Source organism: Zetaproteobacteria bacterium, from assembly GCA_003696765.1.
Lineage (GTDB): Bacteria > Pseudomonadota > Zetaproteobacteria > Mariprofundales > J009 > RFFX01.
This window is the reverse complement of the sequence record RFFX01000036.1, coordinates 33167-57761: the sequence shown is the minus strand read 5'-3', so window position 1 is coordinate 57761 and position 24595 is coordinate 33167. Positions and strand designations below refer to the sequence as shown.

The window sequence follows — 24595 nt, the reverse complement described above, 5'->3', positions numbered from 1 at the left end:
GACGCTCTTGACGCCGATCGCGATGGACAAGGAGCTGCGCTTCGCCATCCGCGAGGGCGGGCGCACCGTCGGTGCCGGCGTGGTCACCGAGATCATCGAGTAGCACCTGGCGCGCGGTTGGGGAGGCCGGCGACGCCTGGCGGGCGCCGGCCTCTTTCGTGCGGCCATGGACGATTCCGCCGCCTCCGGGTCGGGGCGGCAGCGGAGAAGGGAAGATGCGGGATTTGCTGGCATTGGCATGTACGTCGTGCAAACGGCGCAACTACACCACCGACAAGAACAAGCGCACCATGAGCGACAAGCTGGTGTTGCGCAAGTATTGCCCATGGTGCCGGAAGCATACCGAGCACAAAGAGACCAAGGTATGATCGAATCGCAAAAAGTCCGTTCATGGACTTTTTGCGATTCGATCATGGGATAGGCCAGTAGTTCAACTGGTAGAGCACCGGTCTCCAAAACCGGCGGTTGGGGGTTCGAGTCCCTCCTGGCCTGCCACTTTCGGGGGCGGTTTCGCAAGAGGCGGATTTCGTAGGGGAATCGAGGGTACGCACCTCGATTCCCGTCGGGCGAAACGTCCATGGAGGGACGTGTTGCGATTCAATCATCCATGACGGCTTCGCAAGAAGCCGGCAGCCGCGGTCAGGACGGCCGCGCAACTCCGGAGGTTGCGCATGCAACCTACGGATTTGTAAGGGAATCGAAGACCGCGCTCTTCGATTCCCGCCGAGCAAAACGTCCATGGAGGGACTTTTTGCGCTCCGATCACCAATGATGGGAATGGCGGATCTCCGCAAGTACTACCGTGAGGTCCAGGTCGAGGTTCGCAAGGTGGTCTGGCCCGATCGGCGCGAGACGGTGCAGGCCACCGCCATGGTGGTGGTGATGGTACTGTTGGTGGCGCTGTTCCTGTGGGTGGTCGATTCCGTGCTCGGCTGGGCCGTGCGGCAGGTGATCTGAGATTGGCGGAGGCGGCGTCCAGGATGCGATGGTATGCGGTTCAGGCCTATTCCGGCGCCGAGGACAAGGCGGCCGAGGCGATTCGCGAGCGGATCGCCAAGTCGGGGTTGGCCGACAAGTGCGGCGAGGTGCTGGTGCCGCGCGAAGATGTGGTCGAGCTGAAGAATGGCCAGAAGACCACCACGCAGCGGAAGTTCTTCCCCGGCTACGTGCTGGTCGAGATGGAGATGACTGATGAGACCTGGCACGTGGTCAACGGCACGCGCAACGTCATCGGGTTCATCGGCTCCGCCGGCCGTCCGCGGCCGATGGCCCAGAGTGAGATCGATGCGCTCAAGAAGCAGATCGAGGAGGGGATCGAGCGGCCCCGGATGAAGGTGCTCTTCGAGGTGGGTGAGGAGGTGCGGGTGACCGATGGCCCGTTCGCCTCGTTCAATGGTGTGGTCGAGGAGGTGCACGAAGATACCGGCAAGCTGGTGGTCAGCGTCAGCATCTTTGGCCGTCCCACTCCGGTGGAGCTCGATTTCGGCCAGGTCTCCAAGGGGTAGCGCGGGGAGCGCGCGGCATCCATCCGCACGGAGGCGGATGCCACCACCGCAGGGTGGTAGCCTGCTGCGGCGGGCGGACAACGGTGGAGCGCCAGGATGGGCGATCCGCCGGACGAAGCGGGTAACAGAGCGTTATGGCGAAAAAGGTAGAGAAGCTGGTCAAGCTGCAGGTGCCTGCAGGCAAGGCCAATCCCGCCCCGCCGGTCGGCCCGGCCCTGGGTCAGGCGGGGGTGAACATCATGGAGTTCTGCAAGGCGTTCAACGCCCGGACGCAGGATATGGAGCAGGGGATCGCCCTGCCGGTGGTGATCACCGTCTATCAGGACAAATCCTTCGATTTCGTGATCAAGACGCCGCCGGCGGCGGTGTTGCTCAAGAAGGCGGCCGGTATCGACAAGGGGAGCGCCGAGCCCAACAAGAAGAAGGTGGGCAAGGTGACCGCCGACCAGATCCGTGAGATCGCCACCACCAAGATGCCCGATCTCAACTGCTACGATCTGGATGCCGGGATGCGGATCGTCGCCGGGACCGCCCGTTCCATGGGGCTGGAGATCGAGGGGATGGAGGCGTAGCGATGGCCAGGCTGAGCAAGCGGATGCAGGCGGCACGGGCGCAGCTGCCCGCCAAGCCGGTTTCGCTGGCCGAGGCGGTGGCGCTGATCGCCGGGATGCCTCGGGTCGCGTTCGACGAGTCGGTGGATGTCGCCGTGCAGCTCGGCGTCGATCCGCGCCATGCCGATCAGATGGTGCGCGGATCGGTCGCCCTGCCGCACGGTACCGGCAAGGAGGTGCGTGTGGCGGTCTTCGCCCGCGGGGCCAAGGCGGAAGAGGCGGAGTCCGCCGGCGCCGACGTGGTCGGTGCGGAGGAGCTGGTCGAGCGGGTGCAGAAGGAGGGCTTTCTCGAGTTCGACCGGGTGGTGGCCACGCCGGAGATGATGGCGCTGGTCGGCCGGATCGGCCGGATCCTCGGGCCGCGCGGCTTGATGCCCAACCCCAAGCTGGGCACGGTGACCATGGATGTGGCCCGGGTGGTTCGAGAGATCAAGGCCGGGCGCATCGAGGTGCGGGTGGACAAGGCGGGCGTGATCCATGCACCGGTCGGCCGGCGCTCGTTCGAGGCGGAGAAGCTGGTGGAGAATGTCGAGCATCTGGTCGGCGAGCTCAACCGGATGAAGCCGGCGGCGGCCAAGGGGCGCTACATCAAGGGGGTGGTCCTCTCCTCGACCATGGGCCCCGGGGTACGGGTCGATCCCGGCTCGATCTAGGCGCGTTTTATAGATTTCCTTACAAGCCCGGATGTTTCCTCGCGCAACCCTCCGGGTTTGTGCGGCCGCTCGGCCGCGGATGCCGGTTTCGCCAGAGGCCGGCATGATGGTTTCGGCTGAAACCATCGAAACTCCATCGGCCGCTGGTCGCGGTCGATGCGATCCGTCCGAGACTGCGGGAGCGACGCCGGTCGCGTAATCGGCCGTCGGGGGTACGGCGGCCATCCGGCATAGACGGAAGTGGAGCTCACTTGTTGCGATTGCGCAAGGTCCCTGTGAGGGGATGGTGTCGGATCCGCGCGGCGATCGGCGCGGGGTGGATCGGCCCTCTTGCGGAACCCGCCGGCGTCGTGTGCGCTTTCGTCTTCTGCCGCCGTTCGAACGGGTCAGAAACCAGGAGCAAGGGGGATGTATGAATCGCGAGCAGAAGCGAGAGCTTGTCGATGCACTGCATGCCGAGTGGTCCCGAGCCTCCGCGGGTGTCGTCGTGCACTACCGTGGGTTGTCGGTCGCCGAGTCGGGCGCCCTGCGCCGCGCATTGCACGATGCGGGGATCTCGTTCCGGGTGGTGAAGAATACGCTGGCGCGTCGGGCCGCCCGGGAGACCGGGTTTGCCGCCGCCGAGCCGCTCTTCTCCGGGCCGATCGCCGTGGCCTGCGGCGACGATCCGGTGGCGATGGCCAAGGCGATTGCCGATTTCGCCAAGGAACACGAGGCGCTCGTGGTCCGGGGCGGCGTGCTCGACGGCAAGCTGATCGATGCGGCGCAGATCACCGCGCTGGCCTCGCTGCCGTCGCGGGAGGTCTTGCTGGCCAAGCTGTTGGGCAGCATGCAGGCGCCGATCAGCGGATTCGTCCGTGTGCTCGGCGAGGTTCCGGCCTCGTTCGTGCGCGCGCTGGCGGCCATCCGGGATCAGAAACGGGCGGCCGAGCCGGCCTGATTCCACTCTTTCCTTTCACACATCAACGATCGATGCAGAAACCAATCCCACGCAAGAGGAGCTGACAACCAACCATGGCAATCACCAAAGAAGAATTGATCGAAGCAATCGAGAAGATGACCGTGCTCGAGCTCTCCGAGCTGGTCAGCGCGCTGGAGGAGAAGTTCGGCGTCTCCGCCGCTGCACCGGTGGCGGTTGCGGCGGCCCCGGCCGCAGGCGGCGGCGAGGAGGCGGCCGAGGAGCAGACCGAGTTCGACGTGATCCTGGCCTCGGCCGGCGCCAAGAAGATCCAGGTGATCAAGGCGGTGCGCGAGATCACCGGCCTGGGGCTGAAGGAGGCCAAGGCGCTGGTCGACGGTGCGCCGAAGCCGGTCAAGGAGGGGGTCTCCAAGGAGGAGGCCGAGAGCCTCAAGAGCAAGCTGGAGGATGCAGGCGCGACCGTCGAGGTCAAGTAACCCTGCCTCAGCAGTGCATCCGGGGGCGTTGTGCTCCCGGATGCCGCCGCCGGTGTGGTGCTCCTGCACCGCGCGACACCACCTCCCGGCCTGGGCCGGGAGGTGGTGTCGTCGCTTCATCCGCCGCGCTTCGTACGGTGGATGGGGCGCCGGCGCGCGGAGTGATTGATTCCCTTACCAATCCGTTGGTTGCGTGTGCAACCTCCGGATGTACGCGGCCGCTTCGGCCGTGCGGCGACTGACCATTTCTCGGGGGCGACATGGCTTCGACAGTACAACGTATTCGCAAGGATTACGGCACCATCGATCCGGTTATCGAGATGCCGAACATGCTCGGCGTGCAGGTGGACTCCTACCGCGAGTTCCTCGGTGTCGGCGGTGGTGAGGAGGCGATCAACGATTCCCGGTTGGCCCGGGTCTTCCGCAGCGTCTTTCCGATCCGTGATTACGGCGGTCACGCTGAGCTGGAGTTTCTCGGGCTGGAGTATGCCCCGCCCCGCTATGATATCGACGAGTGCTGGCGGCGTGATCTGACCTATGCGCTGCCGGTCAAGGTCAAGCTGCGGCTGAAGATTTTCGACGTCGATTCGGGCAAGCCGGGCAAGCGTAAGGTGCGCGAGGTGCGCGACCAGTCGGTCTACATGGGAGAGATCCCGCTGATGACCGACCACGGCTCATTCATCATCAACGGTACCGAGCGGGTGATCGTCTCCCAGATGCACCGCTCTCCCGGCGCCTTTTTCAGTCATGACTCCGGCAAGTCGCATGCCTCCGGCAAGTATCTCTTCAAGGGGCGGATCATCCCATACCGCGGTTCGTGGATCGATTTCGAGTTCGATGTCCGCGACATCCTCCACTTCCGCCTCGACCTGCGGCGCAAGATGCCGGTGGGCATCCTGCTCAAGGCGCTCGGGCTGACCCTGCCGGAGATCCTGGAGCGCTTCTACGATCGCATCACCTACCGCATCAGCCCCGAGGGGGGGGTGCAGCTGAAGATCGATCCCGATCGGCTGCTCGGCTGCCGGGCCCCGGTCGATATCACGCTCGATGGGCGCCGGTTGGTGGCCGAAGGCAAGAAGATCACGCGCATGGCGCTGCGCAAGCTGGCCGATGCCGGCGTGGAGTGGCTCGATCTTCCCGACGAGCAGCTCGCCGGTGCGGTGATCGCCGAGCCGGTGGTGATCGCCGGCGGTGAACGGCTCTACGACTACAACCAGGAGCTGGACGGCGGTGCCGCCGCCGCCCTGCGCGAGGCCGGGGTGGAGCAGATCTCCTGCCTGTTGATCGATCCGGCGGTGCGCGGTCCGTGGCTGTCGAACACCCTGCGCATGGATATGGTGCAGAGCAAGGAGGAGGCGCAGGTCGAGATCTACCGCATGATGCGCCCCGGCGAGCCGCCGACGGTGGAGACCGCCAAATCGCTGTTCGAGTCGATGTTCTTCGATCCCGGCCGCTACGATCTCTCCCGCGTCGGCCGGATGAAGCTCAACAGCCGCCTGGGCATCTCCGACGAGGAGGTGCCGCTCGACCACGGCGTACTGCGGGTCGAGGACATCCTGAAGACGCTCGACGTGCTGCTCAAGCTGCGCGACGGTATCGGCGAGGTGGACGACATCGACCATCTGGGCAACCGGCGGCTGCGCTCGGTCGGCGAGTTGCTGGAGAACCAGGTGCGTGTGGGTCTGGTGCGGATGGAGCGCGCCTGCCGCGAGCGGCTGGGGTCGACCGATCTGCTCGAGGCGATGCCCTCGGATGTGGTCAACTCCCGCCCGTTGATCGCCGCGGTCAAGGAGTTCTTCGGTTCGTCGCAGCTTTCCCAGTTCATGGATCAGACCAACCCCCTCTCCGAGGTGGCCCACAAGCGGCGGTTGTCGGCGCTCGGTCCCGGCGGCCTCTCGCGCGAGCGGGCCGGTTTCGAGGTGCGCGACGTCCATCCCACCCACTACGGCCGCATGTGTCCGATCGAGACCCCCGAGGGGCCGAACATCGGCCTGATCAACTCGCTCGCCTCCTATGCCAGGGTCGACGAGTTCGGCTTCATCCAGACCCCCTACCGCAAGGTGGAGAAGGGCCGGGTGCTGCGCGAGGTGACCTACCTGTCGGCCATCGACGAGGCGGGGTTGGTGATCGCCCAGGCCAATGCGCCGCTGGACGAGGAGGGGCGGTTCGCCGCCGACTCCATCCAATGCCGCAAGGATGGCGAGTTCATCATGGCCGCGCCCGATCAGATCCACTACATGGATGTCTCTCCCTCGCAGGTGGTCTCCGTCTCCTCCGGGCTGATCCCGTTCCTCGAGCACGACGACGCCAACCGCGCGCTGATGGGGGCCAACATGCAGCGTCAGGGCGTGCCGCTGCTCAGGAGTGAGAAGCCGCTGGTCGGCACCGGCATGGAGTCGGTGGTGGCGCGCGACTCCGGCGTGACCATCGTCTGCCGCCGCAGCGGCGTGGTGGAGTATGTCGACGCCGGCCGCATCGTGGTGCGGGTCGATGCCGCCGAGCAGCGCGATGGGGAGCCGGGTGTGGATATCTACCGGCTGTTCAAGTACCGCCGCTCCAACCAGAATACCTGCTTCAACCAGAAGCCGTTGGTCACCGTCGGCCAGGAGGTCTCCCGCGGCGAGGTGATCGCCGACGGCCCCTGCACCGATGCCGGGGAGCTGGCTCTGGGGCGCAACGTGCTGGTGGCGCTCATGCCGTGGCGCGGCTACAACTTCGAGGACGCCATCGTCATCTCCGAGCGGCTGGTCAAGGACGACGTCTACACCTCGATCCACATCGAGGAGTTCGAGTGCGTCGCCCGTCAGACCAAGCTGGGCGACGAGGAGATCACCCGTGACATCCCCAATGTCAGTGAGGAGGCGCTGCGCCACCTCGACGAGTCGGGGGTGGCCTACGTCGGCGCCGAGGTGAAGCCCGGCGACATCCTGGTGGGGAAGATCACCCCCAAGGGGGAGACCCAGCTCTCACCGGAGGAGAAGCTGCTGCGCGCCATCTTCGGCGAGAAGGCCAGCGACGTGCGTGACACCTCGCTGCGGGTCAAGCCGGGTGAAGAGGGTGTGGTGGTCGATGTGCAGATCTTCAACCGCCGCGGCGACGAGAAGGATGAGCGGACCAAGGCGATCGAGGAGGAGGAGATCGAGGCGCTCTACTCCGACAAGGAGCAGGCGCGTCGGATTCTGGAGTCCAACACCCGCATGCGGTTGATCGGGCTGTTTGCGGGGCGGATGGCGGTGCGCGCCAAGGGGCTGAAGAAGGGCGATCCCCTGACCCGGGAGTACCTCGACGGTCTGTCGCTGCGCGAGCTGGCCGCGGTGTCGGTCGAGGAGGATGCGGTCAACAGCGAGGCGGCGGCGATCCTCGACGCCCTGGACAAGGAGCGGGCCCGGCTGGAGGCCAACTTCGAGGCCAAGGTGGGCAAGGTGCGCGAGGGCTCCGAGCTCAAGCCGGGCGTGATCAAGGTGGTCAAGGTCTTCGTCGCGGTCAAGCGCAAGCTGCAGCCGGGCGACAAGATGGCCGGCCGCCACGGCAACAAGGGGGTGATCTCGATCATCGTGCCGGAGGAGGACATGCCCTACACGGCCGACGGCCGATCGATCGACATCTGCCTCAACCCGCTCGGTGTGCCCTCACGCATGAACATCGGCCAGATCTTCGAGGTCCACATGGGGCTGGCGGCGAGTGAGCTGGGGCGCAAGATCGAGGCGATGCTCGAGGCGCAGCGGCCGGCGGCGGAGCTGCGCGACTTCCTGTGCGAGATCTATGCCGAGGATCGCGCCGCAGTGGAACGGATCCGCGGCCTCACCGACGAGGAGGTGACCGGGATGGCCTCCCGCCTCACCGACGGCGTTCCCGTCGCCTCCCCCGCCTTCGATGGTGCCGGCGAGCGGGAGCTCAAGCGTATGCTGGCCCTGGCCGGTCAGCCGGAGGATGGCCAGATGATCCTCTACGACGGCATGACCGGCGAGCCGTTCGACAGCCCCGTCACCGTCGGCTACATGTACATCCTCAAGCTGCACCATCTGGTGGACGAGAAGATCCACGCCCGTTCCACCGGCCCCTACTCGCTGGTCACCCAGCAGCCGCTGGGCGGCAAGGCGCTCTTCGGCGGGCAGCGCTTCGGCGAGATGGAGGTGTGGGCGCTGGAGGCCTACGGCGCCGCCCATGTGCTGCAGGAGATGCTGACGGTCAAGTCGGACGATGTCGCCGGCCGCACCCGCATGTACGAGTCGATCGTGCGCGGCGACCTCGCCTTCGAGACCGGGATTCCGGAGTCGTTCAACGTGATGCGCAAGGAGTTGAATGCTCTGGGCATCGACATGACGACGATCAAGAAATCGGATGTCGGCGGGGAGTAAGCGATGCAAGAACTGCTGAACATGTTCCGGAAGCCATCCTCCATCGATGACTTCGATGGGTTGCGGGTTTCGCTGGCCAGTCCGGAGAAGATCCGTTCCTGGTCCTACGGGGAGATCAAGAAGCCGGAGACGATCAACTACCGCACCTTCAAGCCGGAGCGGGACGGGCTCTTCTGCGCCAAGATCTTCGGCCCGATCAAGGACTACGAGTGCCTGTGCGGCAAGTACAAGCGGCTCAAGCACCGTGGGGTGGTGTGCGAGAAGTGCGGCGTCGAGGTGATCCAGTCCAAGGTGCGGCGCGAGCGGATGGGCCACATCGAACTGGCCGCGCCGGTGGCCCACATCTGGTTCCTCAAGAGCCTCCCCTCGCGCATCGGCCTGCTGCTCGACAAGACGCTCAAGGAGCTGGAGCGGATCCTCTACTTCGAGTCCTACGTGGTGCTCGATCCCGGTCTGACCAGCCTCGACCAGTATCAGGTGTTGACCGAGGAGGAGTACATCGACGCCTTCGAGGAGTATGGCGAAGAGTTCCGCGTCGGCATGGGGGCGGAGGCGATCCGCGAGATGCTGGCCAGCATCGACCTTGAGGAGGAGCGGCAGTCGCTGCGGGCGCAGATCGCCGCCACCAAGGCGGTGACCAAGCTGACCAAGCTGACCAAGCGGCTGAAGACCATCGAGGCGATGATCGGCTCGGGCAACCGGCCGGAGTGGGTCATCCTCGAGGTGATCCCGGTGCTGCCGCCGGAGATCCGGCCGCTGGTTCCGCTCGACGGCGGTCGCTTCGCCACCTCCGACCTCAACGACCTCTACCGCCGGGTGATCAACCGCAACAACCGTCTGCGCCGCCTGCTCGAGCTCAATGCGCCGGAGATCATCACCCGCAACGAGAAGCGGATGCTGCAGGAGGCGGTCGACGCGCTGCTCGACAACTCCCGCCGCTCCAAGCCGATCACCGGCAACAACCGCCGCCCGCTCAAGTCGCTCTCCGACATCATCAAGGGCAAGCAGGGGCGCTTCCGCCAGAACTTGCTCGGCAAGCGAGTCGACTACTCCGGCCGTTCGGTGATCGTGGTCGGGCCCAACCTCAAGCTCCATCAGTGCGGTCTGCCCAAGAAGATGGCGCTGGAGCTGTTCAAGCCCTTCATCTTCAACAAGCTGGAGGAGCGCGGCCTCTCCAGCACCATCAAACAGTCGAAGAAGCTGGTCGAGCAGGGGATCCCCGAGGTGTGGGACATCCTGGCCGAGGTGATCCGCGAACATCCAGTATTGCTCAACCGTGCGCCGACGCTCCACCGGCTGGGGATCCAGGCGTTTGAACCGCTGCTCATCGAGGGCAAGGCGATCCAGCTCCATCCGCTGGTCTGTACCGCCTTCAACGCCGACTTCGACGGCGACCAGATGGCGGTGCATATTCCGCTCTCCGTCGAGGCACAGATGGAGGCGCGCACCCTGATGATGAGCACCAACAACATCCTCTCGCCGGCCACCGGCAAGCCGGTGATCGTGCCGACGCAGGATATGATCCTCGGCATCTACTACATGACCCGTGAGAAGCCCTTCGCCAGGGGTGAGGGGATGCGGTTCGCCTCGCCGGATGAGGCGGCGCGTGCGCTCGACGCCGGCGCGGTGTCGGTGCACAGCCGGATCACCTGCCGTATCCGCGGCCGGCTGGAGCAGACCACGGTGGGGCGGGCGATCCTCTCGACCATCCTGCCGGAGGAGATCGATTTCTCCCGGATCAACCGCGTCTTGACCAAAAAGGAGGTGGCTGGCCTGATCGAGGAGAGCTATCGCCAGGCCGGCCCCAAGGCGACGGTGCTCTTCGCCGACCGCCTCAAGGAGTTCGGCTACCAGTACGCCACCCTCTCCGGCGCCTCATTCGGCCTGGGCGACGTGATCGTGCCGGAGGAGAAGCAGCAGCTGGTACGCGCCACCGAACAGGAGGTGCGGGCGGTGGAGCAGCAGTATGCCGACGGGCTGATCACCGCCGGCGAGCGCTACAACAAGGTGGTCGACCTCTGGACCAACACCACCGACAAGGTGGCCCGGGTGATGATGGAGACCCTCTCCGCCGCCGAGTGGGTCAGCCCCGACGGTAACAAGCGGGAGAAGGGCAAGTCGTTCAACCCGATCTACATGATGGCCGACTCCGGTGCCCGCGGTTCGGCGCAGCAGATCCGCCAGCTCGCCGGCATGCGCGGCCTGATGGCCAAGCCGGACGGATCGATCATCGAGACGCCGATCACCGCCAACTTCCGTGAGGGATTGACGGTGTTGCAGTACTTCATCTCCACCCACGGCGCCCGCAAGGGGCTGGCCGATACGGCGCTGAAGACCGCCAACTCCGGCTACCTCACCCGCCGCCTGGTCGACGTGGCGCAGGATGCGGTGGTGCGCGAGGAGGATTGCGGCACCAGTCGGGGGATCGAATACTCGGCCCTGGTTGAGGGGGGGGAGGTGATCGAACCCCTCTCCGAGCGGGTGCTCGGCCGGGTGCTGCTGGAGCCGGCGGTCGATCCGGTGAGTGGTGAGGAGATCGTCCCCGGCGGGACGCTGCTCAACGAGGATGTGGCGCGGAAGATCGAGGAGGCGGGGATCGAGACGGTGAAGATCCGCTCGGTGCTCACCTGCGAGTCGCCCGACGGGGTCTGCGCGCAGTGCTACGGGCGCGATCTGGCCACGGGCCGGCTGGTCTCGGTCGGCGAGGCGGTGGGGGTGATCGCCGCCCAGTCGATCGGTGAGCCGGGCACGCAGCTGACCATGCGCACCTTCCACGTCGGCGGCACCGCCTCCCGTGCGGCCGAGCAGGCCTTCGTCGACGCCCGCTTCAGCGGCACGGTGCGCTTCGCCGACATGGTCGACGTGCGCGACCGCAACGGCGAGCGGTTGGTGATCAACCGCCATGCCGAGGTGCGGGTATGCGACGCCCAGGGCAAGGAGATCGAGCGTCATCGCGTTCCCTACGGCTCGCGGCTGCTGGTCGCCGAGGGCGACACCGTTACCCCGGGGCAGCGGTTGGTCGAGTGGGATCCCTACGTGATGCCGCTGATCTCCGAGGTGGACGGCGTGGCGCGTCACGTCGACCTGATCCCCGGCAAGACGGTGCGCGACGAGACCGACGAGGTGACCGGGCTCTCCAACCGGGTGGTGATCCAGCTGCAGGATTCGCGCAGAACCAAGCTGCAGCCGCAGATGCAGATCGTCGATCCGGCGGACCCGGAGGGGGAGCCGGTGTTGATCGAGCGCACCCGCCTGCCGGCACGCTACTTCCTCTCGCCCGGAGCCATCCTGGCGGTGGAGGATGGGCAGGAGGTCCGCGCCGGTGACGTGCTCGCTCGCCTGCCGCGGGAGACCACCAAGACGCGCGACATCACCGGCGGCCTGCCGCGGGTGGTGGAGCTGCTTGAGGCGCGTAAGCCGAAGAACCTCGCCTTTATCGCCAGCTGCGATGGCACCATCGCCTTCGGCAAGGACATCCGAGGCAAACGCCGGGTGTTGATCCAGCCCGACGATCCGGCCCGGGAGTCGGTCGAGTACCAGATCCCCAAGGGGAGCCACATCATCGTGCAGGAGGGGGATCGCGTCCGCCGCGGCGACCTCCTGATGGAGGGGGCGCCCGCGCCGCAGGACATCCTGCAGGTGCTGGGGATCGAGGAGTTGGCCAAGTATCTGACCAACGAGGTGCAGGAGGTCTACCGCCTGCAGGGGGTGAAGATCAACGACAAGCACATCGAGGTGATCGTGCGCCAGATGATGCGCAAGGTGCAGGTGACCGACCCCGGCGCCTCCGATTTCATTGTCGGCGATCTTGTCGAGCGGCGCGATGTGATGCAGATGAACCGCCGCTTCGAGGCGGAGGGGAAGCCGCCGATCCGCTACGAGCACGTCCTGATGGGGATCACAAAGTCGGCGCTCAATACCGACTCCTTCATCTCCGCCGCGTCCTTCCAGGAGACCACCCGGGTGATCACAGAAGCGGCGCTGGCCGGCAAGGAAGATTGGCTGCGGGGGTTGAAGGAGAACGTGATCCTCGGGCGTCTGCTTCCGGCCGGTACCGGATTGGCCAAGCGGCGCATGGCGGCGGTTTCTCGCCGCGCGGAGCCCGAGCCGGAGGAGGAAGCCTCCTCCGCGCCGGCGGAGGGGCAGGAGGCGCCGGAAGCGGAGCTCTAGCCCCCTTCGTCCCCCGTGTGTCCGTCTCCTCCTCCCCGGCGGGGGGGTGGGGTGTGGGCGATCCGGGCGTAGAGGGCGTCGATCTCCCGACGGTGGCGGGCGAGGATGCGCCCGCGCCGGTATTTGCCGGTCGGGGTGCACAGCCCGTTGTCCTGGCTCCACGGAACGTCGCAGATCAGACAGCCGCGGATCCGGGCGTAGTGGGGCAGGTGGGGGGCGGCCGTGCGGTCGATCCGCTCCGTCATCCACGCCGCCGCATCCTTCACCCCCTCGCGCGCCATCCGGCTTCGGCCTTCTGCGCTGCAGACCACAAGGGCGATCAGCCACGGGCGCCCGTCGCCGGCGATGAGCACCTGATCGATGCAGGGATCGCGAGCGATCCGCTGCTCGATGGGCACAGGAGCGATGTTCTCGCCGTTGGAGAGCACGATCAGCTCCTTCTTGCGGCCGCGGATGTGCAGGTGACCCTTCTCGTCGAGGAATCCCAGATCGCCGCTGTGCAGCCACCCCTCCGGATCGCGTACCCGAGCCGTCTCCTCCGGACGCCTCCAGTAGCCGCGCATCACCATCGCTCCGCGGATCATCAGCTCGCCGTCGTCGGCGATACGCAGCTCCACCCCGGGCAGCGGCGGACCGACGCTCTCGGGATCGACCGCGCCAGGTCGGTTGACGCTGACCACCGGTGCGCATTCGCTCAGACCGTAGCCGGGCAGCAGCGGGATGCCGGCAGCGAGTGCGAAACGCCCGATCTCGGGGTCGAGCGGCGCGCCGCCGCAGACCAGCAGCCGCAGCCTGCCACCCATGCGCGCCCGGATCGGTCGGTGGACGACCCGGTCGAGCAGCCACCAGCAGGGGAGCAGCAGGGGCGGGAGCCGATGTCGGCTGCGGCGCAGGCCGAGCCGCTGGGCGGTGTCGAACAGGCGGCGGGCGACCGCCGGCCGGGCGGCCAGCCGCCGGAGTACGGCGGTGTGGATCCGTTCCAGCAGTCGGGGGACGGTCAGCAGGATGGTGGGGCGGACCTCGGTCATGTCGCGTTCGAGGGTGGTGATCGATTCGGCGTAGGCGATTCGGCAGCCTGCGGCGACGGCGAGGAACTGGCCCACGCTCCGCTCGAAGGCGTGGGAGAGCGGCAGAAAGGAGAGCATGCAATCGCGCGGGCCGACCGGTACCGCGGCTCGGGCTGCAGCGATGTCGGCGAGGATGTTGCCGTGGGTGAGCATCACCCCCTTGCTCGCGCCGGTGGTGCCGGAGGTGTAGATCAGCGTGGCCAGGTCGTCGCGCCCGGGCGGCGGGATGGCGGGGCCGGGATCGAGTGTCGCATCGGCGGTGATCCGGGGGATGGCCTCCGTCGACAGGTGCGGCAGGTCGCGCAGCGCGTGCAGCTTCTCCTGCTGGGTGCCGGGGTCGACGATGATCAGCCGGCAGCCGGCGTCGCGAAACTGTTCGGTGACCCGCTCCGCCGGATCGGTGGTGTAGGCGGGAACCGTCACCGCGCCCAGATGGAGGATGGCGAAGTCGGCGATGCACCAGGCGGGGGCGTTGGCGGCCAGCAGGCCGATGCGGTCGCCGGGGCGGATCCCCCGCCGCTCCAGCCAGCAGGCCAGCCGTCGCACCGCCTGCTGTACCGCCTGGATGCTGTGGCTGCGCCAGGCCCCATCCTCCGTCCGGTCGTAGAGGAGCGGTCGGCCGTGCCACGCCTGCGGGAGGGAGAAGAGCAGGTCGCTCAGGCAGCGGTATCGCCGCATCTCCTGCATGACACCGCCATCTCCGCCCTGCGCAGGCGGCCGATCTGCTGCGCAACCATCCTGGTCGCGGATGCCGGCTTCTTGCGAAGCCGTCATTTCCGATCCGACCGCAAAACGTCCGTCCATGGACGTTTTGCTTGACGGCGATCGAAGAGCGCAGGCGAGGGCGGCATCGCGCCGTTCCGCGCATCAACGGCCTGGAGTTGGCAGCGGTGGAGCAACCCGGTCACCGCCCGTGCGAGCTGCAGGTCGCTCCAGTCGCTTTGTCCGGCGCGGATCCGTGCGGCGAAGTGGTCGAGCAGCCTTATCAGCGGTGCTTGCCGTGGATGGGGCAGCGCCCTTCCTCCGGTCGGAGGGGCCTGCGCACCGGCCTGTTCCGAGGCGGGGGGAAGACGCCATAGCTTCTGCGGAAGGGTGTCGTCGAAGCAGAGGGACTGCCGGTCCGTATGGACGGTGAAGCGGCGCATCCGCCGCTGGAGGTTGTTGCCGACGGTGACCGACGCGGAGATCCCCTCCGGGAAGGTCAGAAGGAGCTCTACCAGCTCGCCCGGAGGGTCGGGAGTGATGCGGCAATCGACCCGCTCCGGGGGCCGGCCGAGAAGATCGAGGAGCATGGCCGCGTCGTGCACCCCCCAGTCCCACAGCACCGGCGTGTCGCGGCGGAATGGCCCGCGGCGGCCGGCGATGGCGGTGATGTGGTGGATCGGCGCCGCGTCGGCGGCCAGCGCTTCCTTGAGCGCGTGCCAGGCGGGGTTGTGCAGGTGGATGTGGTCGACCAGGACGGTGGCATGATGTGCGCGGGCCTCCTCCAGCAGCTCCGCTGCCTCTCCCGGATCGAGGGTGAGCGGCTTTTCGACGATCACGGGAAGGCGGCGGCGGATCGCCGCCCGGACGATGTCGGCATGGGTCGAGGTGGGGGTGGCGACGATGACTCCGTCGAGGTCGTCGGCCTCGATCAGCTCCCGCCAGTGGTGGGCGATGTTGTATCCTTGGTCCGCATAGGGGCGGAGCCGTTCCGGTCGGCGCCCGGCGATACGGGTCAGGCGGATGCCCGCCATGGTAGAGATGGTGCGGATGTAGTGGGCGCCCCATGCCCCGGGGCCGATGAGGCCGAGGGCCAGGGGAGGGGGCGGCGTCACTGCACCCCGCGGTAGTGCGCTTCCGTCCAGGAGAAGAAGCGCCGTAATCCTTCGACCAGGTCGATCGCCGGCTCGTAGCCGAGCTGCAGCCGTGCCTTGCGGATCTCGGGGCAGCGGCGGCGGGGTTCGTCGGCCGGGTAGCTGTCCGGGTACTCGATGGTGTGGCAGGGGATCTTCCGTCCCAACGCTTGTTCGATGTAGTCCACCAGCTCGAACATCGACACTTCCGGACCGGGCGTGCCGATGTTGTATGCTTCGCCCGGAACTCCGCGGGCGACGACCCGCAGGAAGCCGTTCAAGGCATCGACGATGTAGCAGAAGGTGCGGGTCTGGTCGCCGCTGCCGTAGATGTTGAGCGGCAGCCCCCCCTTGATGCGGCTGGCGAAGTTGGGTAGTGCCCGGTAGTCCAGCTCCTGCATGCCCGGACCGAAGACGTTGAACGGACGGATGACGTTGGTGTGGGTGCCGAACTTCTCGTGGTAGATGTGGCAGAGGGTCTCCCCCAGCCGTTTGCTCTCGTCGTAGCAGGCGCGCGGCCCCGCCACCGAGACGTTTCCGCGGTAGCTCTCGGGAATGGGGACGTGGCGCGGATCGGGATCGCCGTAGATCTCGCTCGAACTGAAGAAGATCATCCGGGCGCGGTAGCGGGTGGCCAGATCGAGCATGTTGCGGCAACCGGTGGTGGCGACCTCAAGCGTCTCCAGCGGGTAGGCACGGTAGTAATAGGGGCTGGCGATGCCGGCGGCGTGGATGACGTAGTCGACTCCTTCGCCGTCGTCGAAGGGATGGGTGACGTCGTGGTGGAGGAAGGTGATCGTTCCCTCCTTCGTATCGCATGGCTTCCGCTGCCCGGCGGCCCCTGCGGTGATCAGATTGTCCATGAGCAGCAGCCGGCAGGGGTTCGGCTTCAGGACGGTGGCGTTGAGGTGGCGGAAGAGCGCCTCGAAATGGCGGCCGAGGAAGCCCCTTCCTCCGGTGATGAGCAGCCGCTTGCCGGCGAAGGCCTCGACGGTCTCTCCTAGAAGTCGGGTGGTGTCGGTGAGATCTTGTGGCAGATGGTGGTCGTCGGTCATGGTCAGATCAGTCGAGGTTGGGGTAATGGAACGAGAATGCGGCCACCGCCCGCGCGGAAGGCGGCCAGCTTCTCCATGATCGCTTCGGCGAAGTTCCACGCCAGGATCAGGATGCAGTCGGGGGGATCGTGTTCGAGGATGGAGGCGTCGACGATCGGCAGGTGCTTGCCCGGCGAGTAGCGACCCTGCTTGCGCGGATTGTCGTCGATGATCGCCTCGATCGTCGGAGAATCGATGTCGAAGTGGTACATCAGGGTGGTCGCCTTGGCCGGGGCGCCGTAGGCGATGATCCGCCGCCCCTTCTGTGTGAGCCCGGCGAGCAGCTGCTGCAGCCTGGCGCCCGCGGCGTCGATGTGGCGGCCGAAGGCGCGGATCGTCTCCGGCCGATCCAGCCCCAGCGAGCGTTCCCGGGCGATGGCCTGTGCCACCGATGCGTCGATCTCCCCTGCCGACCGGCGGTGGCGGACCAGGCAGCGGATCGATCCCCCGTGGCTCTGCTGTGGCAGGGCGCCGACCAGCTCCATTTCGTGGCGCCGAAGGAAACGGCGCAGGGGGGCGACGGTGTGGTAGTCGAGGTGCTCGTGGTAGATGGTGTCGAACAGGCAGTGGTCGATCACATCGGCGAACCAGGAAACCTCGAAGGCGAAAAGGCCGTCGTCGGCGAGCAGCAAGCGCACCCCATGGAGGATCTCGTCCAGGTCGTCGACATGGGCCAGGACGTTGTTGGCCACGATGCAACGGGCCTTCCCCTCTCGTTCGACGATCCCGGCGGCCACCGAGCGGGTGAAGAAGGCGGTGATGGTCGGGATGCCGGATGCCGTGGCCTCCCGACCGATCTCGATCGCCGGATCGACGCCGACCACCCGGCAGCCGTGCTGCCGGAAACGGCGCAGCATGGTGCCGTCGTTGGAGCCGATCTCGACCACCAGCGCTCCCGCCTCCAGCGCGGCCAGACCCCGCAGCTGGTCGGCATAGCGGGTGAAGTGGCGGACGAAGGCGGGGGATGTGCCGGAGACGTAGAGGTAGTGGCGGAAGAGGGTGGCTGCGTCGAGTACCTCCTGCAGTTGCAGGTGGTGGCAGGTGGGGCAGAACATGAGGGTGAGCGGATAACATGGCTGGGGGTGGTGCCGCTCCGCTTCGGTGACGAAGGCGTTGGCCGGCGGCGTGGGCGTCAGCTCCAGCACCGGGATGAGCCCCTCCCCATGGCAGAGCCGGCAGTCGTGGCGCTGCTTCAGGGTCAATCCCCGCTCCCCCCCTTCGTCGGTGGTTCCACCAGCGGCGGGATGCGGTGGACGTCCGCCTCATAGACCTCCTGACGGCGGGAGTTGCGCCCTAGGGTGAGGAAGCGGGTCTTCTCGGGAAAATACATCGCATGGTCGACCATCGGCGGGGTGAAGAAGAGTTCCCCCGCCCGAATGGTCACCTTCTCGGGTGGGGCGTTGCTGCCGTGCGGGCGGTGGTAGTAGTCGATGGTACCGGAGAGGACCAGGCAGAAATGCCAGTCGGTCCGGTGGTAGTGGTTGGCACGGACGGTGCCTGCCTCCGAGGTGATCAGCACGGCGCTTCGCATCGGAAGATCGACCAGCGGCTGGATGATGCCGCGTGCATCGGTGAAGGGCTCCGGCAGGGGGACGATCACCTGCCCGGGCCACGCGGCCCGCTCCTCATCGGTGGGTGGATCGATCGGCATGGTTGTTCCTCCTTCGGCCTGCGGCCGTCATGCGGTAACGGATGATCGCCCCGACGACGCCGAAGACATGGTGCGGTTTGATTTTCTTTCCCTCTTCGTAGCTGCGGCCGTGGTAGCTGATCGGCACCTCATAGAGCCGCTCCGCCCGGCGCGCCAGCAGGCTGAGGATTTCGGCCTGTTGTTCCCAGCCGCGGCTGCGCAGTTCGTCCGGGTCGATCAGTGGTCGGCGGAAGGCGAGATAGCAGGAGTAGATATCGGTGAAGGTGGTGTTGTTGAGCAGGTTGAACAGCAGGGTGATGCAGCGGTTGCCCACCTTGTGCCAGAAGTAGAACACCCGGGTGCAGGGCGGGGCGGAGAGCCTGCTGCCCAGGACCACATCGGCGCCGAAGGCGCGGAAGGGGGCGAGAAGGCGGGGGTAGTCTGCGGGGTCGTACTCGAGGTCCGCGTCCTGAAACAGGATGATGTCACCGCTTGCCGCCCTGAGGCCGGCGATGACGGCCCCGCCCTTGCCCTGATTGCGCTCCAGCCGGATGTAGCGGTGGTAGAGTTCCGGCCGTTCCCGCAACAGCTGCTCCGTCCGGTCGGTGGAGCAGTCGTCGACCACGATCACCTCCAGCGTGGTCTCCTCGGGCCGGGTTCGGGCAACCCGCTCCAGCAGCCGGAGGATGGTCGCCTCTTCGTTGAAGGTGGGAATGATGACCGAGCAGGTCTGCATCATCGGGTCGCAATCATCCTGCACGGTTCACGGGGTGCGCGTCGATCGCCTTGTCCATGACGATGGTGTCTGTATGGCCATCGTGCAGAGCGGCGGGATGGGGAGGGTTGCGGTGCTGTCCATCGGCTGGTGACGTGGGGCAGCTGTGTCGTCGAAGGATGATCGTGACGAGTGCCTCCAGCCCCCACATGCTCCAGAGGTAGAGCTCGGGGCGCAACGGGACGGCGTAACGGGGCCAGGTGGCGAAGCAGTTGTATAGCAGGGTGTAGTAGATCAGCAGGAGCATCATCACCCCTGCCCCGACCGGGGCGGTGGCGGGCGTTGCGTCCGCCTCCTGTTTGCGACGGCGCAGCCAGAGAGGGAGTGCGGCCAGCGCCAGCAGCAGGATGACGGGGTGGAGCAACTTCATCGCCCGGCGGGTGACATCCCACAGGGGATCATTCTGGTAGAGGGAGCGGGTCACCGGGTAGACGTAGACATCTCCCTGGCCCTGCAGGATATTCCAGGTCCAGAGTGTGCGCGGCTTGTCGAACAGGTACCAGCGCAGGTAGCGCAGCGGCTCCTCGGATGCACGATGGGCGAGGATGCGGATGAAGTTGGAGAATGATGCGCTGTATTCCTGAAAGTGTGGATCGTCACGGTAGGGATAGTAGCGCAGTTCCGGGTTCTTGTAGAGGTAGTCCGGATAACTGCCGTGGGCCATGGTGGCGAGTGCCCGCGCCTGCCCGCGCAGTTGGGGCGGGATCTGTTCCAGCAGATTGCGCAGGTTCCAGGTGAGTGGGAAGAGCGTGAAGAGGACGAGCATGACGGCGATGGTGCGGCGGGGAAGCGGGGTGGTCGTCGTGCTTTGCCGCTCCCGCCTTCGCAGGAAGAGGATGAGGAGGTAGGGGATGAAGAGGGCCGTCTCGTTGGTCAGCCAGGCGCATCCGAAGGCGATGGCACACGCGATGGCGAGCAACAGGGTGGAGGGAGCTTCCGCCATCTGCGTGCCGCTTCGCCCGGCCAGCAGCAGGAAGAGCCACAGAGAGAGCAGCAGCAGGAAGGAGAAGAGGGTTTCGGTCAGGATATATCCCCCCATGGCCACCAGGTGGGGGGAGATGGCGGTGAGGGTGGCGGCGCCCAATGCCGCTGTGCGGGAGAGGAAGCGGCGTCCCGTCAGGTAGGTGAGTGCCACCACCAGTGTGCCGAGGATCGCCTGCCACTGCAAAAGCGTGTCGTACCAGTAGCGTTCTCCCCCGGCGGCGATGGCCGCGGCGATGAGCAGCGGAAGGCCGGGAGAGCGGAAGGAGTCGGGACGGATCGGCTGCTCTCCCGTGGCCAGGGAGAAGGTGTGGTGTCGGTAGAGGTTGTATCCGTAGGTGACATAGTGGAGGGCGTCCGCTCGGATCGGATGGTCTACCTCGGTTTGTTCGATGTAGGAGAGACGGATCAGCAGCCCCAGGGTGATCAGGAACAACAGGAGCAGCGAGGAGGTACGGTGGTCTGGATCGGAACGGGGAACAGTGGGGGAAGACATGATTGGGGCGATGCTGTCGGTCGTATCCGGGGGCGGCAAGCCGAAAGCGCGGATGTGTTTCCTGTCAGGCGATGGGATCCGTGATGAGCTTGCGTGCCCGATTCGACGCCATGGCAGAGGAGCGTCCGCGCTGGGTGCGCAGGAACCGGTACTACTACTCGGAGCTGATCCGATGGCTCAAGGCCAATATTCCGGAGGATGGCACGGTGTTGGAGATCGGTTGCGGCACCGGCGATCTTCTGGCGGCCCTGCCCAACCGTCTCAGGTATGGCATCGACTTCAGCCCGCGTATGGTGGAGCTCGCCAGAGCGCGCTATCCCGACCTGCACCTTGCAGTGATGGATGCGCAGGCGCTTGGTTTTTCCGCCCCCTTCGACTACATCGTGCTTTCCGATCTGGTGGGCCATCTGGTCGATGTCCAAGGCGTGCTCGAAGGGTTGGCACGGATCTGCCATCCGCGCACCCGCATCCTGATCAACAGCTACAACCATCTGTGGCGTCCCCTGTTGGCCATGGCCGAGCGTTGTGGATGGAAAATGCCGGAAGGGATACACAACTGGATCAATCTCGGAGATTTGCGGATCTTCCTTCAGATTTCGGGATTCGAGGCGGTACGCACCCGGATGCGCCTTCTGCTCCCCTTGCCCCTGCCCCTGCTCGCGTCTCTGTGCAACCGCTGGCTGGTCCATCTTCCGGGGGTGCGTCTGTTCGGGTTGGTCCAGTGTGTGATCGCCCGTCCGCTGACCTGTCGGTTGCCGCAGCAGCCGTCGATTTCGGTCATCGTCCCTGCACGGAACGAAGCGGGTACGATCGATGCCGCGGTACGGCGTCTGCCTCGCATGGGGGCGTTCACCGAGTTGATCTTCGTTGAGGGAGGGTCGACGGATGGGACGGCGGAGGAGATCGCACGGGTGGTGGAACAGTATGGCTCAGGGGAACTGCGCATCCGGTCGGTGACCCAGCCGGGCAGGGGCAAGGGGGATGCCGTTCGTGCCGGCTTTGCACTGGCCAAGGGGGAGATCCTTGCCATCCTGGATGCCGATCTGACCGTTCCGCCGGAAGATCTGGCGCGAGGTTATCGTCTCCTCGTTTCCAACCGTGCCGAGTTCGTCAATGGCTGTCGCCTGATCTACCCCATGGAGGAGGAGGCGATGCAGACCCTGAATCGGGTGGGGAACAAGTTTTTCAGTCTGCTATTCACCTGGCTGCTCGATCAGCCGTTGCGCGATACCCTGTGCGGGACCAAACTGCTCTATCGGCGTGATTATCTGCGGATCGAGCGGTTGCGTCGTCAGTCGGGCAGCGTCGATCCGTTCGGTGATTTCGACCTGCTTTTCGGTGCGACGATGCTCAATCTCAAGATTCTCGATCTTCCGGTGCGGTATCGTCGTCGCAGCTACGGTTCGACCAACATCGACCGTTGGCGTCACGGCTGGCTGCTGTTGCGCATGAGTTGGAAGGCATTCCGTCGGATCAAACAGTCGTGAGGAGTCCGGCGCCGGGAGTCGGGATGTACGTCGGGCGGCCGGCGTGTGGAACGCTCTGGTGACGGGCGACGGCGATCTCCCTCGGGTGCAGCGGCTGTTGCTCCGGGGATATGCCGCCGCCTGCGGTATCGGTCTGCTCGATCGGCCGTGGGTGGCCCGGGGGGTGGAGTGGGGCTATCTCTGCTACAAACGTTTCTATGAGGCTCCGGCCGCCCGCCATCTTCGGGCGCTGATTCCTCCAGGGGCATACGTCATGGATGTCGGGGCGAATATAGGATTCTACACCGACTATTTCGCCCGTTGGGTACACTGTGGCGGGCGTGTGTTGGCACTGGAGCCCGAAGCACGGAATCTTCGACGGTTGCGCAGCCGCCTGCGGGAAGCGATCGCCGATGGAAGGGTGGAGGTGTTGCCTGTCGCCGTTTCCGACCATGTCGGCAGTGGGTCGTTGCGCATCAATCCCTTCCATCCCGGTGATCATGTGTTGACGGTTGCATCGGGCAAGGGAGCCGTCGAGGTGGAGACGCAGACGATCGACGCGCTGATGGAGGCACGCTCATGGCCTTCGTTGGCTCTGGTCAAGCTCGATATCCAGGGGGCGGAACTGCATGCGCTTCGTGGGGCCCGTGAGACGATCCGGCGTTGTCGTCCGGCATGGTTGATCGAGCTCGATCCCCGGTTGATGGAGGAGCGCTTCGGGGTGCGCGTGGATGCGCTGCTGCGGATGATGGGTGGTTGCGGATACCGGATCTTCCGGCTGACTCGGAAGGGGATCGCCGGTCCGATCGAGGTTGGGCAGGTGCTGCGCGTGCTCTCCCGACGTCGGTACGAGGATCTGCTCTTTCGGTGACGCGGGGAGGTGGTGCGACGGTCGTCTCCGTAGCCGGTGCGCATGCGCGGAACCGTCCACCCTGTGGGCGGCGGGATGGGATTCTGCTCTGGCTCGCTCTGGTCGTGGTCGTGGCGTTGGTGTTGCGCTCGGTGGCGTTGTTCTGGGGATTGCCCAACGGGCTGCATCCCGGCTTTTCCCTCCACCCGGATGAGGCGGCGCTGCTTGCCTGGGCCGAGTGGCTCTTCGACGGACGGCTGATCGCCAAACATTTCATCTATGGGGGGACGCTGTTCTACAGCTTCCTCCACGGCTGCAACCTGTTGGCGGATCAACTGGGGATGGCGACGATGCGCGGTCACATCGTGGTGGCGCGTCTGGTGATGCTCTGTTGCAGCATCGCCTCCTTGTTGGTCACCTTCGTCGCGGCGTCCGTGTTGTACGGTCGTCGGACGGCCCTGCTGGCAGTGGCGATGGTGGCGGTGATGCCCGGTCATCTCTTCTGGGCCCAACGGGTGCGGCCCGATACCCTGTTTGCACTGGAGTTTGCGCTCAATCTCTGGTTGATGGCCCGTATCGGCTGCGGGATCGGGGCGTTGCACAAGAACCTTGTGTTTGCCGGCCTGCTGCTCGGTGCGACCGTTGCCACCCGTTTCCCCGGAGCGGTGTTGGCCGTCGGTTATCTGGTCATGCTGCGTCGTCAGAGCAGTACCGGTTTGTGGAGCAGGGACGGCAGGGCGATGGTGTGGCGGGCGATGGGTTGGAGTGTGGCGGGCTATCTGATCGCATCCCCGCATACGCTGCTCCATTTCAGCGATTTCCTCGCTGGGCTCAGGGTACAGTGGGGCTACCAGTCCGAGCCGATCGTGCAGGCGCTCGGCCGTGGTCCGGTATGGTGGCAATATGCGACATGGATTCTTCCCCAGGCGGTAGGATATCCGCTGCTGTTGCTCGTGCTGCCAGGGCTCTGTTGCGCTCTCTTGTTCCGCAGGAGGGAGGATTTGGCGTTGTGGGGGGTGATCGTTGCCTACGGTGTCCTGCTGGCGGGGGCGGGATGGGTGATGGTACGTTACACCGTACCGTTGCTTCCTCTTCTGGCTGTGTTGGCTGCCGCCGGTCTGCGGCGTTGTTGGCGGAGGTGGGGCGGTGGAGTCCGCACCAGGGGATGGGCCTTGCTGTTGCTGGTGCTGTCGATCGGGGGAAGTCTGGTGCCGGATGTGGCCTACAGCAGAGCGCTGCTCTTGCCGGCCCCGCAGGATCGGGCGGCCCTCTGGCTGGTGGAACATCTGCCGCGCGGCAGTGAGATCGCGGGCAAACGGGAGTATCGCGGGGATCTCTACACCTTGCCGGTGCCGGCATCGATCCATCGGTGGCATCTGGTCTTCCGCTGGTCCGATCTGTTGGGCGACGAAGGGTGGCGATTTCTGGTGGTGAATCGCGAGCAGTATGCCGAAATCGAGCGCCTGGGTGCCTCCTACCCCGATCGGCGGGAGGCGCGCGCTTGGCACAGGCTGGCTTCGGAGCTGTCGCCGCAGCCTTTGGCCCGATTTGCTTCCCCGATGATCGGTCTTGGCTTTCTGCCACCGTTCACCGCCTATGATTTGCGGCAGTTTACCCCGACGATCGAGGTGTGGATGCGGCAAACCGATCCGTGATCAGACCGCAAGGCGCCGTCCATGGACTTGTTGCTTGACGCGATCGAAGAGCGC

The 24595-nt window shown here is 66.0% G+C and carries 20 protein-coding genes and 1 tRNA gene; 14 read left to right on the top strand and 7 right to left on the bottom strand.

Annotation, left to right across the window (positions count from 1 at the left end):
- The 11 genes from D6682_03590 to rpoC form a co-directional block, all read left to right on the top strand.
- The coding region (locus D6682_03590; GenBank protein RMH51812.1) for a hypothetical protein at positions 1–103 on the top strand (103 nt) is incomplete at its 5' end.
- 112 nt (positions 104–215) lie between these two features.
- Positions 216–368, top strand: a complete 153-nt coding sequence (gene rpmG / locus D6682_03585) for a 50S ribosomal protein L33 (GenBank protein ID RMH51803.1) — start codon at positions 216–218, stop codon at positions 366–368.
- A gap of 51 nt (positions 369–419) precedes the next feature.
- Positions 420–495: transfer RNA gene (locus D6682_03580), tRNA-Trp, on the top strand.
- Positions 496–768: 273 nt separating this feature from the next.
- Positions 769–957 carry a preprotein translocase subunit SecE gene (secE, locus tag D6682_03575; GenBank protein RMH51802.1) on the top strand — a complete coding sequence of 63 codons (189 nt, stop codon included), beginning with the start codon at positions 769–771 and terminating at the stop codon, positions 955–957.
- Positions 958–980: 23 nt separating this feature from the next.
- A complete protein-coding gene (gene nusG, locus D6682_03570; GenBank protein RMH51811.1) occupies positions 981–1505 on the top strand; it encodes a transcription termination/antitermination protein NusG in 525 nt (174 codons plus the stop codon).
- A gap of 134 nt (positions 1506–1639) precedes the next feature.
- Positions 1640–2077 (top strand): 50S ribosomal protein L11, encoded by a 438-nt coding sequence (gene rplK / locus D6682_03565; protein ID RMH51801.1) that lies wholly within the window; start codon positions 1640–1642, stop codon positions 2075–2077.
- A 2-nt stretch (positions 2078–2079) separates the two neighbouring features.
- Entirely contained in the window at positions 2080–2769 is a 690-nt protein-coding gene (locus D6682_03560; protein RMH51800.1) for a 50S ribosomal protein L1, read from the top strand.
- Between the two features lie 412 nt (positions 2770–3181).
- Positions 3182–3709, top strand: a complete 528-nt coding sequence (locus tag D6682_03555; protein ID RMH51799.1) for a 50S ribosomal protein L10 — start codon at positions 3182–3184, stop codon at positions 3707–3709.
- Positions 3710–3789: 80 nt separating this feature from the next.
- Positions 3790–4164 carry a 50S ribosomal protein L7/L12 gene (locus tag D6682_03550; GenBank protein ID RMH51810.1) on the top strand — a complete coding sequence of 125 codons (375 nt, stop codon included), beginning with the start codon at positions 3790–3792 and terminating at the stop codon, positions 4162–4164.
- A gap of 260 nt (positions 4165–4424) precedes the next feature.
- Positions 4425–8522 (top strand): DNA-directed RNA polymerase subunit beta, encoded by a 4098-nt coding sequence (gene rpoB, locus D6682_03545; protein ID RMH51798.1) that lies wholly within the window; start codon positions 4425–4427, stop codon positions 8520–8522.
- Positions 8523–8525: 3 nt separating this feature from the next.
- Positions 8526–12692, top strand: a complete 4167-nt coding sequence (gene rpoC, locus D6682_03540) for a DNA-directed RNA polymerase subunit beta' (GenBank protein ID RMH51797.1) — start codon at positions 8526–8528, stop codon at positions 12690–12692.
- Here the strand turns inward: rpoC and D6682_03535 are convergent.
- From D6682_03535 to D6682_03505, 7 genes are all read right to left on the bottom strand, one after another.
- Positions 12689–14446, bottom strand: coding sequence for a long-chain fatty acid--CoA ligase (locus D6682_03535; protein RMH51796.1), 1758 nt, complete (start codon positions 14444–14446; stop codon positions 12689–12691). The genes rpoC and D6682_03535 overlap by 4 nt on opposite strands.
- 83 nt (positions 14447–14529) lie before the next feature.
- On the bottom strand, positions 14530–15690 hold the full coding sequence (locus D6682_03530; protein RMH51809.1) for a gfo/Idh/MocA family oxidoreductase: 1161 nt from the start codon (positions 15688–15690) through the stop codon (positions 14530–14532).
- On the bottom strand, positions 15573–16649 hold the full coding sequence (locus tag D6682_03525; GenBank protein RMH51795.1) for an NAD-dependent epimerase/dehydratase family protein: 1077 nt from the start codon (positions 16647–16649) through the stop codon (positions 15573–15575). The genes D6682_03530 and D6682_03525 overlap by 118 nt, the downstream gene beginning before the upstream one ends.
- Before the next feature lie 2 nt (positions 16650–16651).
- Positions 16652–17890 carry a class I SAM-dependent methyltransferase gene (locus D6682_03520; GenBank protein ID RMH51794.1) on the bottom strand — a complete coding sequence of 413 codons (1239 nt, stop codon included), beginning with the start codon at positions 17888–17890 and terminating at the stop codon, positions 16652–16654.
- Positions 17887–18339, bottom strand: a complete 453-nt coding sequence (locus D6682_03515) for a hypothetical protein (GenBank protein ID RMH51793.1) — start codon at positions 18337–18339, stop codon at positions 17887–17889. Before D6682_03515 ends, D6682_03520 begins: the two co-directional genes overlap by 4 nt.
- A complete protein-coding gene (locus tag D6682_03510; protein ID RMH51808.1) occupies positions 18314–19054 on the bottom strand; it encodes a glycosyltransferase family 2 protein in 741 nt (246 codons plus the stop codon). The genes D6682_03515 and D6682_03510 overlap by 26 nt, the downstream gene beginning before the upstream one ends.
- A 13-nt stretch (positions 19055–19067) precedes the next feature.
- A complete protein-coding gene (locus D6682_03505) occupies positions 19068–20570 on the bottom strand; it encodes a phospholipid carrier-dependent glycosyltransferase (protein ID RMH51792.1) in 1503 nt (500 codons plus the stop codon).
- Positions 20571–20653: 83 nt separating this feature from the next.
- Between D6682_03505 and D6682_03500 the strand changes: the two genes are divergently transcribed.
- From D6682_03500 to D6682_03490, 3 genes are read left to right on the top strand one after another with little or no spacing between them, the layout of a single operon-like run.
- Positions 20654–22057 carry a glycosyltransferase gene (locus D6682_03500; protein RMH51791.1) on the top strand — a complete coding sequence of 468 codons (1404 nt, stop codon included), beginning with the start codon at positions 20654–20656 and terminating at the stop codon, positions 22055–22057.
- Positions 22058–22100: 43 nt separating this feature from the next.
- Entirely contained in the window at positions 22101–22907 is an 807-nt protein-coding gene (locus D6682_03495; GenBank protein ID RMH51790.1) for an FkbM family methyltransferase, read from the top strand.
- Complete coding sequence (locus D6682_03490) at positions 22712–24541, top strand: hypothetical protein (GenBank protein ID RMH51789.1); 1830 nt, start codon at positions 22712–22714, stop codon at positions 24539–24541. The genes D6682_03495 and D6682_03490 overlap by 196 nt, the downstream gene beginning before the upstream one ends.
- The last annotated feature ends 54 nt before the right edge of the window (positions 24542–24595 follow it).